This window comes from Streptomyces sp. MI02-7b, from assembly GCF_033793585.1.
Classification (GTDB): domain Bacteria; phylum Actinomycetota; class Actinomycetes; order Streptomycetales; family Streptomycetaceae; genus Actinacidiphila.
In genome coordinates this window covers 24,037-38,632 of the sequence record NZ_JARAWX010000003.1, presented here as the reverse complement: position 1 = coordinate 38,632, position 14,596 = coordinate 24,037, and the positions used below count along the sequence as shown (strand labels likewise).

Annotated in this window: 16 protein-coding genes; 2 read left to right on the top strand and 14 right to left on the bottom strand. The window is 71.8% G+C overall.

The annotated features are described in order from the left end of the window. Positions 1–2: 2 nt before the first annotated feature. The 5 genes from nuoE to PV364_RS04770 are packed head-to-tail and all read right to left on the bottom strand — an operon-like array spanning position 3 to position 3,863. Positions 3–830, bottom strand: a complete 828-nt coding sequence (gene nuoE, locus PV364_RS04790; RefSeq protein WP_319658807.1) for an NADH-quinone oxidoreductase subunit NuoE — start codon at positions 828–830, stop codon at positions 3–5. Positions 831–856: 26 nt separating this feature from the next. Continuing rightward, on the bottom strand, positions 857–2,203 hold the full coding sequence (locus PV364_RS04785) for an NADH-quinone oxidoreductase subunit D (protein WP_319658401.1): 1,347 nt from the start codon (positions 2,201–2,203) through the stop codon (positions 857–859). Further along, entirely contained in the window at positions 2,200–2,937 is a 738-nt protein-coding gene (locus PV364_RS04780) for an NADH-quinone oxidoreductase subunit C (protein WP_319658400.1), read from the bottom strand. The genes PV364_RS04785 and PV364_RS04780 overlap by 4 nt, the downstream gene beginning before the upstream one ends. After that, complete coding sequence (locus PV364_RS04775; RefSeq protein WP_319658399.1) at positions 2,934–3,488, bottom strand: NuoB/complex I 20 kDa subunit family protein; 555 nt, start codon at positions 3,486–3,488, stop codon at positions 2,934–2,936. The genes PV364_RS04780 and PV364_RS04775 overlap by 4 nt, the downstream gene beginning before the upstream one ends. 15 nt (positions 3,489–3,503) lie before the next feature. Then, positions 3,504–3,863 carry an NADH-quinone oxidoreductase subunit A gene (locus PV364_RS04770; RefSeq protein WP_319658398.1) on the bottom strand — a complete coding sequence of 120 codons (360 nt, stop codon included), beginning with the start codon at positions 3,861–3,863 and terminating at the stop codon, positions 3,504–3,506. Positions 3,864–4,418: 555 nt separating this feature from the next. Between PV364_RS04770 and PV364_RS04765 the strand changes: the two genes are divergently transcribed. Then, complete coding sequence (locus tag PV364_RS04765) at positions 4,419–5,234, top strand: C40 family peptidase (protein ID WP_319658397.1); 816 nt, start codon at positions 4,419–4,421, stop codon at positions 5,232–5,234. A gap of 193 nt (positions 5,235–5,427) precedes the next feature. Here PV364_RS04765 and PV364_RS04760 read toward each other — a convergent pair whose 3' ends face one another. Beyond that, positions 5,428–5,727, bottom strand: a complete 300-nt coding sequence (locus tag PV364_RS04760) for a hypothetical protein (protein WP_319658396.1) — start codon at positions 5,725–5,727, stop codon at positions 5,428–5,430. Between the two features lie 176 nt (positions 5,728–5,903). Here PV364_RS04760 and PV364_RS04755 point away from each other — a divergent pair, with 176 nt between their 5' ends. Then, positions 5,904–7,292 (top strand): aminotransferase class V-fold PLP-dependent enzyme, encoded by a 1,389-nt coding sequence (locus PV364_RS04755; RefSeq protein WP_319658395.1) that lies wholly within the window; start codon positions 5,904–5,906, stop codon positions 7,290–7,292. Between the two features lie 19 nt (positions 7,293–7,311). Here the strand turns inward: PV364_RS04755 and PV364_RS04750 are convergent, their stop codons facing one another. The 8 genes from PV364_RS04750 to mqnC form a co-directional block, all read right to left on the bottom strand. Next, positions 7,312–7,674: a DUF4180 domain-containing protein gene (locus PV364_RS04750; RefSeq protein ID WP_319658394.1), complete on the bottom strand. Its 363-nt coding sequence runs from the start codon at positions 7,672–7,674 to the stop codon at positions 7,312–7,314. Continuing rightward, the gene (locus PV364_RS04745) at positions 7,671–8,126 is read right to left on the bottom strand and encodes a helix-turn-helix domain-containing protein (protein WP_319658393.1); all 456 of its coding nucleotides are present in this window, start codon (positions 8,124–8,126) and stop codon (positions 7,671–7,673) included. The genes PV364_RS04750 and PV364_RS04745 overlap by 4 nt, the downstream gene beginning before the upstream one ends. A gap of 62 nt (positions 8,127–8,188) precedes the next feature. Continuing rightward, on the bottom strand, positions 8,189–9,742 hold the full coding sequence (locus tag PV364_RS04740) for an ABC transporter permease (protein ID WP_319658392.1): 1,554 nt from the start codon (positions 9,740–9,742) through the stop codon (positions 8,189–8,191). Next, positions 9,739–11,031, bottom strand: a complete 1,293-nt coding sequence (locus PV364_RS04735) for a geranylgeranyl reductase family protein (protein WP_319658391.1) — start codon at positions 11,029–11,031, stop codon at positions 9,739–9,741. Before PV364_RS04735 ends, PV364_RS04740 begins: the two co-directional genes overlap by 4 nt. Before the next feature lie 62 nt (positions 11,032–11,093). Continuing rightward, positions 11,094–11,783, bottom strand: a complete 690-nt coding sequence (locus PV364_RS04730) for a demethylmenaquinone methyltransferase (protein ID WP_319658390.1) — start codon at positions 11,781–11,783, stop codon at positions 11,094–11,096. A gap of 55 nt (positions 11,784–11,838) precedes the next feature. Continuing rightward, a complete protein-coding gene (locus PV364_RS04725; RefSeq protein ID WP_319658389.1) occupies positions 11,839–12,894 on the bottom strand; it encodes a hypothetical protein in 1,056 nt (351 codons plus the stop codon). Between the two features lie 62 nt (positions 12,895–12,956). After that, positions 12,957–13,361: an imidazolonepropionase-like domain-containing protein gene (locus PV364_RS04720; protein WP_319658388.1), complete on the bottom strand. Its 405-nt coding sequence runs from the start codon at positions 13,359–13,361 to the stop codon at positions 12,957–12,959. A 19-nt stretch (positions 13,362–13,380) separates the two neighbouring features. Beyond that, on the bottom strand, positions 13,381–14,580 hold the full coding sequence (gene mqnC / locus PV364_RS04715) for a cyclic dehypoxanthinyl futalosine synthase (protein ID WP_319658387.1): 1,200 nt from the start codon (positions 14,578–14,580) through the stop codon (positions 13,381–13,383). Positions 14,581–14,596 lie beyond the last annotated feature (16 nt).

The following is a 14,596-nucleotide window of genomic DNA, read 5'->3' as shown; positions in this document are numbered from 1 at the left end:
CGTCACTGCTCCCCCTCGCCTTCGTTCGTGCGCTGCTCGGTGACGGGCCCGGCGGGGTGGTCGGGGTCGGAGACCGCGGACTCCTGCGGGGCGTCGTGGGAGCTGGCGTGCGCCGGCGGCGTCTCGTCCCCGGGAGGGGCGGAGGTCTGCCGCGGCACTCCGCCGCCGGAACCCGGCAGGGCCTCGCCGCGGGAGAGCCTGAGGCCCGCCAGCGAGGCCGGGCCCGCGCCGCCGCTCGCCTCGACGGCGCCGGGGCGCTCGTCGGGGAACCCGGCGAGGATCCGGGACGTCTCCTTGTATGTGCACAAGGGAGCGCCCCGGGTGGGCTCGACGGTCCGGCCGGCGCGCAGGTCGTCCACGAGCCGCTTGGCCGACTGCGGGTCCTGGTTGTCGAAGAACTCCCAGTTGACCATCACCACGGGGGCGAAGTCGCAGGCCGCGTTGCACTCGATGTGCTCCAGCGTGACCTTGCCGTCCTCGGTGGTGCCGCCGTTCTCGACGCCGAGGTGCTCCTTGAGCTCGTCGAAGATCGCGTCCCCGCCGAGCACCGCGCACAGGGTGTTGGTGCAGACCCCGACCTGGTACTCGCCGGACGGCGCCCGGCGGTACATCGTGTAGAAGGTCGACACCGCCGTCACCTCGGCCGTGGTCAGCCCGAGCATCTCGGCGCAGAAGCGGACCCCGGTACGGGAGACGTAGCCCTCCTCCGCCTGCACCAGGTGCAGCAGCGGAAGCAGGGCGCTGCGGCTGCCGGGGTAGCGCGCGATGACCTCGCGCGCGTCCGTCTCCAGGCGCTGCCGCACGTCGGCCGGGAAGTCCGGCGCGGGCATCGCGGGGATGCCGAGTGATACCTCAGTCACCGGTCGACGCCTCCCATCACGGGGTCGATGGACGCCACCGCGACGATGACGTCGGCGACCTGGCCGCCCTCGCACATCGCCGCCATGGTCTGCAGATTGGTGAAGGACGGGTCCCGGAAGTGGACGCGGAAGGGGCGGGTGCCCCCGTCGCTGACCACGTGGACCCCGAGTTCGCCCTTGGACGACTCGACGGCGACGTACGCCTGGCCGGGCGGCACCCGGAAGCCCTCGGTCACCAGCTTGAAGTGGTGGATCAGGGCCTCCATGGAGGTGCCCATGATCTTCTTGATGTGGTCCAGCGAGTTGCCGAGCCCGTCCGGGCCGAGCGCCAGCTGCGCGGGCCAGGCGATCTTCTTGTCGGCGACCATGACCGGGCCGGGCTGCAGCCGGTCCAGGCACTGCTCGACGATCTTCAGCGACTCGCGCATCTCGTCCAGGCGGATGAGGAAGCGGCCGTAGGAGTCGCAGGTGTCGACGGTCGGGACGTCGAACTCGTAGTTCTCGTAACCGCAGTACGGCTGCGACTTGCGCAGGTCGTGCGGCAGTCCCGTGGAGCGCAGGATCGGGCCGGTGGCGCCGAGCGCCATGCAGCCGGCCAGGTCCAGGTAGCCCACGTCCTGCATCCGGGCCTTGAAGATCGGGTTGCCGGTGGCGAGCTTGTCGTACTCGGGGAGGTTCTTGCGGAACTTCTTCACGAACTCGCGGATCTGGTCCACGGCGCCGGGCGGCAGGTCCTGGGCGAGACCGCCGGGGCGGATGTACGCGTGGTTCATCCGCAGGCCGGTGATCAGCTCGTAGATGTCCAGGATCATCTCGCGGTCGCGGAACCCGTAGATCATGATCGTGGTGGCGCCGAGTTCCATGCCGCCGGTGGCGATGGCCACCAGGTGCGAGGAGATGCGGTTCAGCTCCATCAGCATCACGCGGATGACCGAGGCGCGGTCGGGCACTTCCTCGGTGACGCCGAGCAGCTTCTCCACCGCCAGGCAGTACGCCGTCTCGTTGAAGAACGGCGTCAGGTAGTCCATGCGCGTCACGAACGTGGACCCCTGGGTCCAGGTCCGGAACTCCATGTTCTTCTCGATGCCGGTGTGCAGGTAGCCGATGCCGCAGCGGGCCTCGGTCACCGTCTCGCCGTCGATCTCCAGGATCAGCCGGAGCACACCGTGGGTGGACGGGTGCTGCGGACCCATGTTGACGACGATGCGCTCGTCGTCGGCCTTGCCGACGGTCTCGGACAGTTCGTCCCAGTCGCCGCCGGTGACCGTGAAGACCCGGCCCTCGGTGGTGTCCCGCTCCGAGGCCTGCCGGGGTGCTGCGTGCGACGTGCCGTGCGTGCTCACGAGTACGACCTCCGCTGGTCCGGAGCCGGGATCTGGGCGCCCTTGTACTCGACGGGGATGCCGCCGAGGGGGTAGTCCTTGCGCTGCGGATGGCCCTGCCAGTCGTCCGGCATCATGATCCGCGTCAGGGCGGGGTGACCGTCGAAGACGATCCCGAAGAAGTCGTACGTCTCGCGCTCGTGCCAGTCGTTGGTCGGGTAGACCTCGACCAGCGTCGGGACGTGCCGGTCGGCGTCGGAGACGCTCACCTCCAGCCGGATCAGCCGGTTGTGGGTGATCGAGCGCAGGTGGTAGACGGCGTGCAGCTCGCGGCCCTTGTCCTCCGGGAAGTGGACGCCGCTCACCCCGGTGCAGAGCTCGAAGCGCAGGGCGGGGTCGTCGCGCAGGGTCCGGGCGACGAGGGGCAGGTGCTCGCGCGCGACGTGGAAGGTGATCTCGCCGCGGTCGACGACGACCTTCTCGATCGCGTTGTCCGGGACGAGGCCCTGCTCCTCCAGGGCGCCCTCCAGCTCGTCGGCGACCTCGTCGAACCAGCCGCCGTAGGGGCGGTTCGCGGCACCCGGCAGGCGCACGGTGCGCACCAGCCGTCCGTACCCGGAGGTGTCGCCGCCGTTGTTGGCGCCGAACATGCCGTGCTGGACGCGGATCGCCTCGCCGTGGTCCCCGCGCTGACCGGGCAGGCCGCTCGCCTGCACGTCCTTGTCCGGGTTCGGGGTGTCCGGGGAATCCGTCATCGGAGAAGCCCCTTCATCTCAATGGTCGGCAGCGCCTTCAGCGCCGCCTCCTCCGCCTCGCGCGCGGCCTGTTCCTGGTTCACGCCGAGCTTGCTGTGCTGGATCTTGTGGTGGAGCTTGAGAATGGCGTCCATCAGCATTTCGGGACGGGGCGGACATCCGGGGAGATAAATGTCAACAGGGACCACATGGTCAACACCCTGCACAATTGCGTAGTTGTTGAACATCCCGCCGCTGGATGCGCAGACGCCCATCGAGATGACCCACTTGGGATTGGGCATCTGGTCGTAGACCTGGCGCAGGACGGGGGCCATCTTCTGGCTCACCCGGCCGGCCACGATCATCAGGTCCGCCTGGCGCGGGGAACCGCGGAAGACCTCCATCCCGAAACGGGCGAGGTCGTACCGGCCGGCCCCGGTGGTCATCATCTCGATGGCGCAGCAGGCCAGACCGAAGGTCGCCGGGAAGACCGACGCCTTCCGCACCCAGCCCGCGGCGGTCTCGACCGACGTCAGCAGGAATCCGCTCGGCAGCTTCTCTTCAATACCCATGGCTTTTCTCCGCCCCTAGTCCCATTCCAGACCGCCGCGACGCCAGACATAGGCGTATGCGACGAAGATGGTGAGCACGAAGAGGAGCATCTCGACGAGCCCGAAGATCCCCAGGGAGTCGAAGGAGACCGCCCAGGGGTAGAGGAAGACGATCTCGATGTCGAAGACGATGAAGAGCATCGCCGTCAGGTAGTACTTGATCGGGAAACGGCCACCACCGGCCGGATGCGGAGTCGGCTCGATGCCGCACTCATACGCCTCCAATTTAGCCCTGTTATACCGTTTTGGGCCGATAATTGAGGCCATGACCACGGAGAAGATCGCGAAGCCGGCCGCGAGGCCGCCCAGCACGAGGATGGGCGCGTAGGCATTCACGTCCCCGCTCCTTCCAGTCGACGGTGACTGATGACGGACCGTGCCCGGGCGGGTGCGCCACGCCACCTAGATCCTCTCTATGTGAGGCAGTTCACAAGCCCGAACTGCCCGCATCTTATGCCTCCTGGTCTGTGATCTGCGACACGGGGTTCCCACCGGACTTTGTGATCTACACCACCCGTCGGAGGATCCCCCGTCCGGATGAGCGGTGATCTTCTCACGCAGGTCTCTCAAATGATCACCAGAAGTCATATTTGCTCGCGTTATCGCTGGCCAGAGGGGGTGGCTCACTATCAGGCCATCGCGGCTCAAAGCAAATTGGAGCTCCCCCAGGCGGCGTGATAGCGCGCCGCCGCCCGTCCGGGTGAGGCCGGAAAGTCCGTGCTGACGGCGGCAGAAGGCACGTGAACGCACGCACGAGGAAATGGACTTGGATATCCGATTCATCCCGAATCAGGAAGATCAAAAAAGGGACAATAGCACTGGGGTGATGCCAACTGTGGCGCATCACACTTTTGTTGAACGGAACCGATTCCGCCTGATACCCAAGAGCGCATGCACCTTCAGATCTCGCATATACGCCGCCGGCGACGCGCCACGCAGAGCACCAACTGGGTGCGCCGCGCTGGAGTCGCCGGCGGCGTCATCGGAACGCTCGCCCTCACCGGAATGTCCGCCCCGGCGAACGCAGAACCGACGGCCGCCGACCCGGCGACCACCGGAAGCATCCCGGTCATCCCCGCCCTCTCCACCGAGGCGAGCGCCGCGCAGGCCGCCGCCGCGATCGACGAGACCGTCGTCGAACAGCAGCTGGACGCGGCCCGCGACGAGGCCCGCGCCGAGGCGATGAAGGCCGCCGCCAAGAAGAAGGCCGCCGCCGACGCCCGCAAGGCCGCCGCCGCCAAGGCCGCCGAGGCCCGGGAGTCCGCCACGGCGTCCCGCTCGGCCGGACGCACCGCGCTGGCCGGCTCCGCCTCCGCCCCGTCGGTCGCGTCGGTGTCGAGCTCCGCCGCGAGCGGCAGCGTCGCCTCCGTGCTCAGCTTCCTGAAGGCCCAGGTCGGCAAGCCGTACGTGTACGGCGCCACGGGCCCCAGCGCGTACGACTGCTCCGGCCTCACCCAGGCCGCGTTCCGGACCATCGGCGTCGAGCTGCCGCGCACCTCCCAGGCGCAGTCGACCTTCGGCACCCAGGTCCCCGTGAGCGAGGTCCAGCCGGGCGACCTGCTGTTCTGGGGTGGAGTCGGCTCCGCCTACCACGTCGCCGTCTACGTCGGCGACGGCCAGTACCTGGACGCGGCCAACCCGAGCAAGGGCGTCGTGATCCAGCAGATGGCCTATTACATGCCCACCTCCGCCGTCCGCGTGGCCTGATCCCGCGACCCCGTCCCCACGGGAGGGCCGCCGCCCGCACCGGCGGCAGGTCCCTGGCGCCGCCGTGCCCCGGCGCACCCGCGCACCCCGCTCGTGAAGGCGCGCACACGCCCTTACGGGGCCGGGCCCGGCCCCGCCGCAGTGGCGGGGCCGGGCCCGGGTCGAGGGACGGTGACGGGAGCGTGAACGGGGATCAGCGACGGACGCAGACCTTGTGGGCGGGGTGCCAGACCTTCTCCCAGCGGACGGAGCCGTGGGCCGGCCCGCCCCGGCGGTCGCGGTCGCCCCGGCCGGCGTGGCCGTCGCGGCCGGCGTGGCCGTCGCGGCCGGCGTGGCGGTACGTCCAGTAGCCCTTGTGCCAGGTGCAGTGGAGCTTCTTGCCGTGCCCGGAGCCGTGTCCGGACGGGGCGGCGGAGGCGGTGGCAGTCATCCCGCCGACCGCGAGCAGAACAGCCGCGGCAGCGGTCGCAAGGGACTTCGCGAAGGTGTTCATGGTGTGGCCTTCCTCCCGTTGAGGGTGGTGTCCCCGGTGGGGTGAGCAAAAGTATGGGCACACCATCACGAACCGCGCATTTCGGGCTGATGCCCCCAACACCCCCTCCCCGCACGTGACATCGATGTCAGATGGGACGGCCGTCCCGCCGCTCCCCCGCCCCGTATGGTGTTCGTATGTTCGACACCGTGTCCCCCGCCGGGTTACGCGCGACCGAATACGCCTACCTGGACGAGAAGCAGCACGTCTACCTCGACCACACCGGCGCCGGCCTCCCCGCCGGGCACCAGCTCCGCGCCCACGCCGACCGGTTGACCTCGGACGCGTACGGCAATCCGCACTCGCAGAACCCCACCTCCACCGCCTCGGAGGAACTGGTCGCCCGGGCCCGGGCCGCCGTGCTGCGGCACTTCCGCGCCGACCCGGCCGAGTACGCGGTGGTCTTCACCGCGAACGCCACCGGTGCGCTGCGCCTGGTCGGCGAGGCCTACCCGTTCGGCCGCCGCGACCGCCTGGTGCTGCTCGCGGACAACCACAACTCCGTCAACGGACTGCGTGAGTTCGCCCGGTCGCGCGGCGCCCGCACCACCTACGTCCCGCTCGACCTGCCGGACCTGCGTACCTCCGACGCAGCCGTGCGCGCCGCCCTGTCCGGCCGCCGCCGGGGGCTGTTCGCGTACCCGGCGCAGAGCAACTTCACCGGGGTGCGGCACCCGCTGCGCTGGATCGGCGAGGCGCGGGACGCCGGCTTCGACGTGCTGCTGGACGCGGCCGCCTTCGCCCCGGCCGGGCGGCTGGACCTGTCGGCCGTGCACCCGGACTTCGTGGCGGTCAGCTGGTACAAGGTCTTCGGCTACCCCACCGGCATCGGCTCACTGATCGTCCGCCGCGACGCCCTGCCGCGGCTGCGCCGGCCGTGGTTCTCCGGCGGCACGATCCACGTGGTCAGCGCGCGGGCGCAGTGGCACCGCATGGCCGGCGACGAGTCCGCCTTCGAGGACGGGACGCTCAACTTCCTCCACATACCGGACGTGGAGACGGGACTGGACTTCATCGGCGCCGTCGGGGCGGACACGGTGCGGCGCCATGTCGCCGAGCTGACCGCCGCGCTCCTGGACGGCCTGCGCGGCCTCGCGCACAGCTCCGGCGCCCCCATGATCCGGCTGTACGGGCCCAAGGACACCGCGAACCGCGGCGGCACGGTCGCGCTCAACTTCCTCGACGTCCGCGGGGAGGTGGTCGACGAGCGCGTGGTCGCCCGGGACAGCGCGGCGCACGGCATCTCACTGCGCACCGGCTGCTTCTGCAACCCCGGCGCCGGCGAGGCCGCGTTCGGCATCGGCATGCAGGAACTGCGCCGGGCGGCCCGGGCACCCCGGGGCGCCGGCGGCACGATCGACGACTACCTGGACCGCCTGGCGCTGCCCTCCGGAGGCGCGGTGCGCGTCTCGCTCGGCCTGCCCTCCAACCGGGCGGACGTGGACGCGTTCCTCGCCTTCGCCGCCGCGGCCTACCGCGACCGCGTCCCGGACACCGCCGGCCTGCCCCCCAGACTGCGCTGCTGATCAGCCTGCTGACGCACCATCAGCTCGTCAGCCGGGCGTCCAGCTCACCGAGATCGGTCACGAACCACACCTGCTCGCCGCGGTTGGACTCGCGCACCAGGTCGCGCAGCGCCGTGCTGGCCCCGGTGTACGCGGACACGTCGCCGACGACCACCAGCCGCAGCCGGTAGGTGACGAACTTCTGCAGGATCTCGCCCGCCACCCCGGTGCGCAGCGCGAAGAAGCGCTCGTCGAACCGGGACACGGGCACGGCCACCACCTCGGCGCGGGAGAAGGCCGCGCCGATCACGTCGAGGGCGTCCTGCGGGCCCGCGATGCTCGGGCCGTCCTCCCCCACGAGCAGGACGGGCACGCCCGCGCGTTCGGTCACCACGTCGGTCATGGCGTCGGCCTTCCGGTCTCGTCGAGGAACATGCCGTTCTCCGCGCCGAGAACGCCGTCGATGACGGCCAGCACGTCGCTCGTGGGGGCGAGCCCGCCCAGCACCACGACCGTGAGCCGGGCGCGCGACTCGTCGTACACCGTCTGGATGCGCACCGGCTCCGCGCTATCGCGCGGCATCCGGGCACCGGCGGCGAGCAGGGTGCCCAGGCGGTCGGCGGCCGCCGCCCCGATCCCGTCGAGTTCGACGATGGCGGAGACCTCGGCCCGCCGCGGGGGCGGTGCGGGGGCGGGTCGCCCGGTGAGCGCGTCGAGGTCGGCCGGCGCGACGCGGTACTGCTTGCCGATGCGCACGGCCTTCAGCCGCCCGTCGCGGATGTAGCCGCGCACGGTCCGCACATGCAGTCCGAGCCGGTCGGCGACCTGGTCGACCGAGTACCAATCCTGCCCCATGCTTACGCATCCTACCCATCATGCGTAAGGATGAAGAAGGTTGTGTAAGCGTGAGTGCGCTCTCACCCCCGCCGCACCGTGCGGCACCGGCGCGCCAGCACGATCCAGGTCCCCGCGAGGAAGAGCAGGGTGAAGCCGGCCAGCAGCGCGTCCCCGAACACCGCGGGCCGGCCGAAGGTGTCGCCGTACGAGGCCAGCAGCGGCGGCCCGAGCGGCGAGCGGCCGCGGGTCCACAGCTCCTCCAGGCCGATGGCGCTGCCCAGCGCCTCGTACGCCCAGCGGTTGGTCATCGCACAGCTCAGCACCCGGCCCGCCCAGGCCATCTGCGGGACGGGCACGAAGGCGCCGGAGAAGAGCACCTGCGGGAAGCAGAGCAGCGGCAGCAGCAACGTGGCCTGCGCGGGATGCGAGACGCACGCGGAGGCGAGCAGCCCCAGCGCCAGCGCCGCCGCGGACGCGAGCAGGGTGGTCGTCAGGAGCGAACCGTAGACGTCCCACCCCGCGGCCGGCAGCCGGTCCAGGGCGCGCAGCACCGCGAGCAGCAGCACGTCCGCCGCCGCGAGCACGGGCAGCAGGACCGTCAGCTTGGCCAGCACATAGGGCCCGAGTCGCAGCACGGTCAGCCGTTCCCGGCGCACGACCGGCAGTTCGGCGCAGATCTGCGGCAGTCCGTAGGCGAGCCCGAAGAAGAAGGCCCCGAAGGCGATCCAGAACAGGATCATCGCCGAGGAGGACGGCATGGGGGTCTCCGGGTCGAAGGCACCGGGCTTGAACAGCAGGGCGAACATCGCCACGATCATCACCGGCGACCCGGCGAGGACCGCCCGCGACAGCCGGTCGCGCCGCAGGATCTCGGCGTTGCGCCGGGTCAGCAGCGCCCACTGCCGCACCGCGCCGAGCCGGGGGACGCCGGGTCCTGCGGCCTCCGTCACCGACGGCAGCGGCTCGGGGGACTCGGCGGCGCCCGTGTGCCGCGCGCCGGCCGCGACCTTACCGTAGACCTCCTCCACCGTCGCCGCGCCGAAGGCCGCGCACAACTGCCCCGGCGGGCCGTCGTAGGCGATCTCCCCGTCGGGCGCGAGGAAGACCACCCGGTCGGCGCGGACGAGGTCGGCCGGGGTGTGCGTGGTGAGGACGACGGTGGTCCCGGCGGCGGCCAGTTCACGAAGGGTGGCCACGAGCGCGGCGCCGGTGGCCGGGTCGAGGCCGGAGGTGGGCTCGTCGAGGAAGAGCACGCCGGGCCGGGTGAGCAGTTCGACGGCGATGCTGACCCGCTTGCGCTCGCCGCCGCTGAGGGTGGCGACGGTCTGCCGCTCCTGCCCGGTCAGCCCCAGCTCGCACAGCACCCGCGCCACCGCGTCGTCCACGGCGGCCGCGCTCGTGCCCGGCGGCATGCGCAGCCGGGCCGCGTACCGCAGCGTGCGGCCCACCGGCAGTTCGCGGTGGATGATGTCGTCCTGCGGGACGAAGCCCGTCGCGTCGCCGCGCGGGACGGCGCCCCCCGTGCCGCGGAGCCCTGCCAGCGACTCCAGAAGAATCGTTTTCCCTGCACCGCTGCCACCGGCGACGGCGGTCACCCCGCCGGTGGCGCGGACGGTTAAGCCCGGCGTCGTCACGACCGCGGGGCCACCTTCGACAGGCCGTTGATGACCCGGTCCATCGCGTCGCCGCCGGACGGGTCGGTCAGGTTCGCCAGCAGCTTGAGCGTGAAGCGCATCAGCAGCGGGTGACTGAGCCCGCGCTGCGTCGCCACCTTCATGACCTTCGGGTTGCCGATCAGCTTCACGAAGGCCCGGCCGAGCGTGTAGTAACCGCCGTAGGTGTCCTTCAGGATGCGCGGGTAGTTGTGCAGCGCCAGCTCCCGCTGCGCCGCGGTCCCCCGCGCGTGCGCCTGGACGATGACGTCGGCGGCGATCCGGCCGGATTCCATCGCGTAGGCGATGCCCTCGCCGTTGAACGGGTTGACCAGACCGCCGGCGTCGCCGACGAGCAGCAGGCCGCGGGTGTAGTGCGGCTGGCGGTTGAAGGCCATCGGGAGCGCGGCGCCGCGGATGGGCCCGGTCATGTTCTCGGGGGTGTAGCCCCAGTCCTCGGGCATGGACGCGCACCAGGCCTTGAGGATCTCGCGCCAGTCCAGCTCCTTGAAGGAGGCGGAGGTGTTGAGCACGCCGAGGCCGACGTTGGACGTCCCGTCGCCCATGCCGAAGATCCAGCCGTAGCCGGGCAGCAGCCGGGGGTCGCCCGGGACGCGCCGGTCCCACAGCTCCAGCCAGGACTCCAGGTAGTCGTCGTCGTGGCGGGGCGAGGTGAAGTACGTGCGGACCGCGACGCCCATCGGACGGTCCTCGCGGCGGTGCAGGCCCATCCCCAGCGAGAGCCGGGTGGAGTTGCCGTCGGCGGCCACGACCAGCGGGGCGTGGAAGGTGACCGGGGTCTTCTCCTCGCCGAGCTTCGCCTCGACCCCGGTGATCCGGCCGGTGCGCTCGTCGCGGATCGGACCGGAGACGTTGCAGCGCTCGTACAGCCGCGCACCGGCCTTCTCGGCCTGGCGGGCCAGGACTTCGTCGAAGTCCTCGCGCTTGCGGACGAGTCCGTAGTCGGGGTACGAGGCCAGGTCCGGCCAGTCGAGCTGGAGGCGGACACCGCCGCCGATGATGCGCAGGCCCTTGTTGCGCAGCCAGCCCGCCTCCTCGGAGATGTCGATGCCCATCGCGACGAGCTGCTTGGTCGCCCGCGGGGTGAGACCGTCGCCGCACACCTTCTCGCGGGGGAACGCGGTCTTCTCCAGCAGCAGGACGTCCAGACCGGCCTTCGCCAGGTAGTACGCGGTCGTCGAACCGGCGGGACCGGCCCCGACGACGATCACATCGGCACTGCGCTCGGAGGCGACGGTCGTGTCAGTCACGGTCGGGATCTCCCGTCGGTATGGGTCATCGGCGTTGAGAGTCTATGAGGCGGCGCCCCGGGTCAGCGCACCGCCCGGTGCAGTGCCACGATCCCGGCCGACAGGTTGCGCCACGCGACCTTCGACCAGCCGGCCCGGGACATCCGTCCGGCCAGCGCGGGCTGGTCGGGCCAGGAGCGGATCGACTCGGCGAGGTAGACGTACGCGTCGGGGTTGCTGCTGACCGCGCGGGCCACCGGCGGCAGCGCCCGCATCAGGTACTCGGTGTAGACGGTGCGGAACGGAGCCCAGGTGGGGTGGCTGAACTCGCAGATGACCACGCGCCCGCCGGGCCGGGTGACGCGCAGCATCTCGCGCAGCGCGGCGTCGGTGTCGTGGACGTTGCGCAGCGCGAAGGAGATGGTGACGGCGTCGAAGACCCCGTCGGCGAACGGCAGCCGGGTCGCGTCGCCCGCGGTGAGCGGCAGCGAGGGATGCCGGCGCTTGCCCTCGCGCAGCATGCCGAGCGAGAAGTCGCACGGCACGACGCTCGCCCCGGCCCGCAGGAAGGGCAGCGAGGAAGTGCCCGTGCCGGCGCCGAGGTCCAGCACCCGCTCGCCGGGCCGCACGTCCAGGGCCTGAGCGACGGCCTTGCGCCAGCGCCGGTCCTGCCCGAGCGAGAGCACGTCGTTGGTCAGGTCGTAGTTGGCGGCGACGTCGTCGAACATCGCGGCGACTTCGTGCGGCTGCTTGTCCAGGGAGGCTCGGGTCACGCCCCCATTGTTCACCCGGCGGCCCCGGGCCCCGCGCAGGGGCCCGGGGGAGCCGTCACGGGATGCCGAGCGAGGTCTCGCAGTGGTCCGCGCGGTCGCGGCGGCCGGCTTCGCCGTCGCAGACGTCGCGGTCCGCTCCGCCGTCGATCCGGTCCTCGCCCGGGCCCGCGCGGACGACGTCGTCACCGGGACCGGCCACCAGCAGATCGCGGCCGCCCGGCGCGCCGTTGCTCGCGTCGCGGGCGACATTCGTGTTGTCGCCGAAGACCGTGTCGCGGCCGCGGTGCCCGGTGATCACGTCGTCGCCCGCCGAGGTGACGTGGTCGCCGGAGTTGTCCCCGATCAGCGTCTCGTCGGCGGCGCCGCCGATGATCCGGTCGTTTCCTGAACCCGCCGCGGTGCGGCCCCGGCTCACCGAGAAGTTGTCGCCGACGACCTCGAGGCCGCCGTCGGCGCCGAGGTCGAGGAGGTCGTCCCCGCCGCTGCCGACGGCGTTGAGGAAGGCGAAGCTGTCGCCGACCAGGCGGTCGGCGCCGGGACCGCCGTTCAGGACGTCGTCGCCCGCGCCGAAGGCGTTGCCGGTGTCGGCCGCGGAGTCGCCGGTCATCAGGTCGTTGCCGGGACCGCCGTCGATGCGGTCGTCGCCGCCGCCGAAGCCGTCGCCCGCGGTGGCGCTGTTGTCGCCCGCCGCGCGGTCGTCGCCCTCCCCCAGGATCAGCAGGTCGTCGCCCTGGCCGACGGCGTCGCCGCTGTCGGTGAACAGGTCGCCGGCCGCCAGGTCGTCGCCGCCGCCGGTGGCGATGCTGTCGTTCCCTGGGCCGCCGCTGACCCGGTCGTTCCCGGCGAGGGAGCAGATGCGGTCGTCACCGCCGCCGCCGTCGATGCGGTCCGGCCCGGCGGAGCCCACGATGACGTCGTCGCCCGGGGTGCCCTGGATGCCGCCGGAGCCGGTGATCGTCGGCACGCGGCCGAAGCACGGCGCCGCCCCGGCGGAGGGCGCCTCACCGGCGGCGGCCGCGGGGAGGGCCACGAGGGCGACCGCCGCGAGCACGGCGATCACCGGGGCCGCGAGGCGGCCGGAGAGGACGCGGGGTACTGATATGTCCGGCATGACCGGAACCTAAGCGACGGCCTGTCAGCCGGCCACCGGTGCACGGCGGCCGGGTGATCGCCTCACGCCCTGCGGTACAGCAGCCGTCCCCCGACGAGCGTGGCCAGGCACGCGCCGCTCCCGTCGACGACGGCGAAGTCCGCCCGCGCGCCCGGGGCCGGCTCGGGTGCCCGGCGCGCGGGCAGCAGCCCGCTGCGGTCCAGCGCGGAGCGCAGCGCGGGGTCGTCGGGAAGGGCCGCCACGGCGGTGACGCCGCGGGACAGCAGGGCGTGCACCCGCTCGCGCGGGCTCGGCGCCGGCGGCAGCGCGCCCTCGTGGGTCAGGCCGGGCCGCAGCGTGCCCGGCCAGGACCTGACCCGGGCTCCGGGACGGCTCGCGCGCAGCGCGTCCAGCGGGCCGACGGCGGCGATGGTGCCGCCGTCGACCACCAGGGCCGCGCCGTCCGCGCCGGCGTGGATCGTCAGCATCGCGGACCGCGGGCGCGGGTCAGGAGGTGCTGATCAGCTTGAGCTCGGGGTGCGCCGTGCCGCCCTCGATGGCGGTCGACGACAGGTGCGAGACGACGTGGTCGTCGACCGGGTCGTTCGCCGGGTCGTCGTGGACCACGAGGTGCTCGTACGTGGTGGCGCGCTGGGCCGGGACGCGTCCCGCGGCCCGGATCAGGTGGATCAGCTCCATGCGGTTCGAGCGGTGCTTGGCGCCGGCCGAGGAGACGACGTTCTCCTCCAGCATCACCGAGCCCAGGTCGTCGGCGCCGTAGTGCAGCGACAGCTGGCCGACCTCCTTGCCGGTGGTGAGCCAGGAGCCCTGGATGTGGGCGACGTTGTCCAGGAAGAGCCGGGCGATCGCGATGATCCGCAGGTACTCGAAGAGCGTGGCCTGCGTGCGGCCCTTCAAGTGGTTGTTCTCCGGCTGGTAGGTGTACGGGATGAAGGCCCGGAAGCCGCCCGTGCGGTCCTGGACGTCCCGGATCATCCGCAGGTGCTCGATGCGCTCGGCGTTGGTCTCGCCGGTGCCCATGAGCATGGTGGAGGTGGACTCCACGCCCAGGTTGTGCGCGGTCTCCATGATCTCCAGCCAGCGCTCGCCGCTCTCCTTCAGCGGGGCGATCACCTTGCGCGGCCGCGCCGGCAGCAGCTCGGCGCCGGCGCCCGCGAAGGAGTCCAGGCCGGCCGCGTGGATGCGGGTGATGGCCTCGTCCACCGGCACCTTGGAGATGCGGGCCATGTGCTCGACCTCGGAGGCCCCGAGGGAGTGGATGACCAGCTGGGGGTAGGCCTGCTTGATGGCGCTGAAGTGCTTCTCGTAGTACTCGACGCCGTAGTCCGGGTGGTGGCCGCCCTGGAACATGATCTGGGTGCCGCCGAGTTCGACGGTCTCCGCGCAGCGGCGCAGGATGTCGTCCAGATCGCGGGTCCAGCCCTTGGCGGTGTCCTTGGGCGCGGCGTAGAAGGCGCAGAACTTGCAGGCCGTGACGCAGACGTTGGTGTAGTTGATGTTGCGCTCGATGATGTACGTCGCGATGTGCTCGACGCCCGCGTAGCGACGGCGGCGCACCGCGTCCGCGGCGGCGCCGAGTGCGTGCAGGGGTGCGGAGCGGTAGAGGTCGAGCGCCTCCTCGGGGGTGATGCGGCCACCGTCGGCGGCACGGTCGAGGACGGACTGCAGGTCGGCGTTCTCGCTCACCGGGCATCCCTTCCGA

What these genes read in the sequence shown, in the direction of transcription:
- PV364_RS04720 (WP_319658388.1), bottom strand. Translation starts at nt 13,361, where the DNA reads ATGCTGACGATCCACGCCGGCGCGGACGGCGCGGCCCTGGTGGTCGAC.
- PV364_RS04775 (WP_319658399.1), bottom strand. Translation starts at nt 3,488, where the DNA reads ATGGGTATTGAAGAGAAGCTGCCGAGCGGATTCCTGCTGACGTCGGTC.
- PV364_RS04755 (WP_319658395.1), top strand. Translation starts at nt 5,904, where the DNA reads ATGTTCGACACCGTGTCCCCCGCCGGGTTACGCGCGACCGAATACGCC.
- PV364_RS04765 (WP_319658397.1), top strand. Translation starts at nt 4,419, where the DNA reads ATGCACCTTCAGATCTCGCATATACGCCGCCGGCGACGCGCCACGCAG.
- nuoE (WP_319658807.1), bottom strand. Translation starts at nt 830, where the DNA reads ATGCCCGCGCCGGACTTCCCGGCCGACGTGCGGCAGCGCCTGGAGACG.
- PV364_RS04745 (WP_319658393.1), bottom strand. Translation starts at nt 8,126, where the DNA reads ATGGGGCAGGATTGGTACTCGGTCGACCAGGTCGCCGACCGGCTCGGA.
- PV364_RS04750 (WP_319658394.1), bottom strand. Translation starts at nt 7,674, where the DNA reads ATGACCGACGTGGTGACCGAACGCGCGGGCGTGCCCGTCCTGCTCGTG.
- PV364_RS04725 (WP_319658389.1), bottom strand. Translation starts at nt 12,894, where the DNA reads ATGCCGGACATATCAGTACCCCGCGTCCTCTCCGGCCGCCTCGCGGCC.
- PV364_RS04780 (WP_319658400.1), bottom strand. Translation starts at nt 2,937, where the DNA reads ATGACGGATTCCCCGGACACCCCGAACCCGGACAAGGACGTGCAGGCG.
- PV364_RS04760 (WP_319658396.1), bottom strand. Translation starts at nt 5,727, where the DNA reads ATGAACACCTTCGCGAAGTCCCTTGCGACCGCTGCCGCGGCTGTTCTG.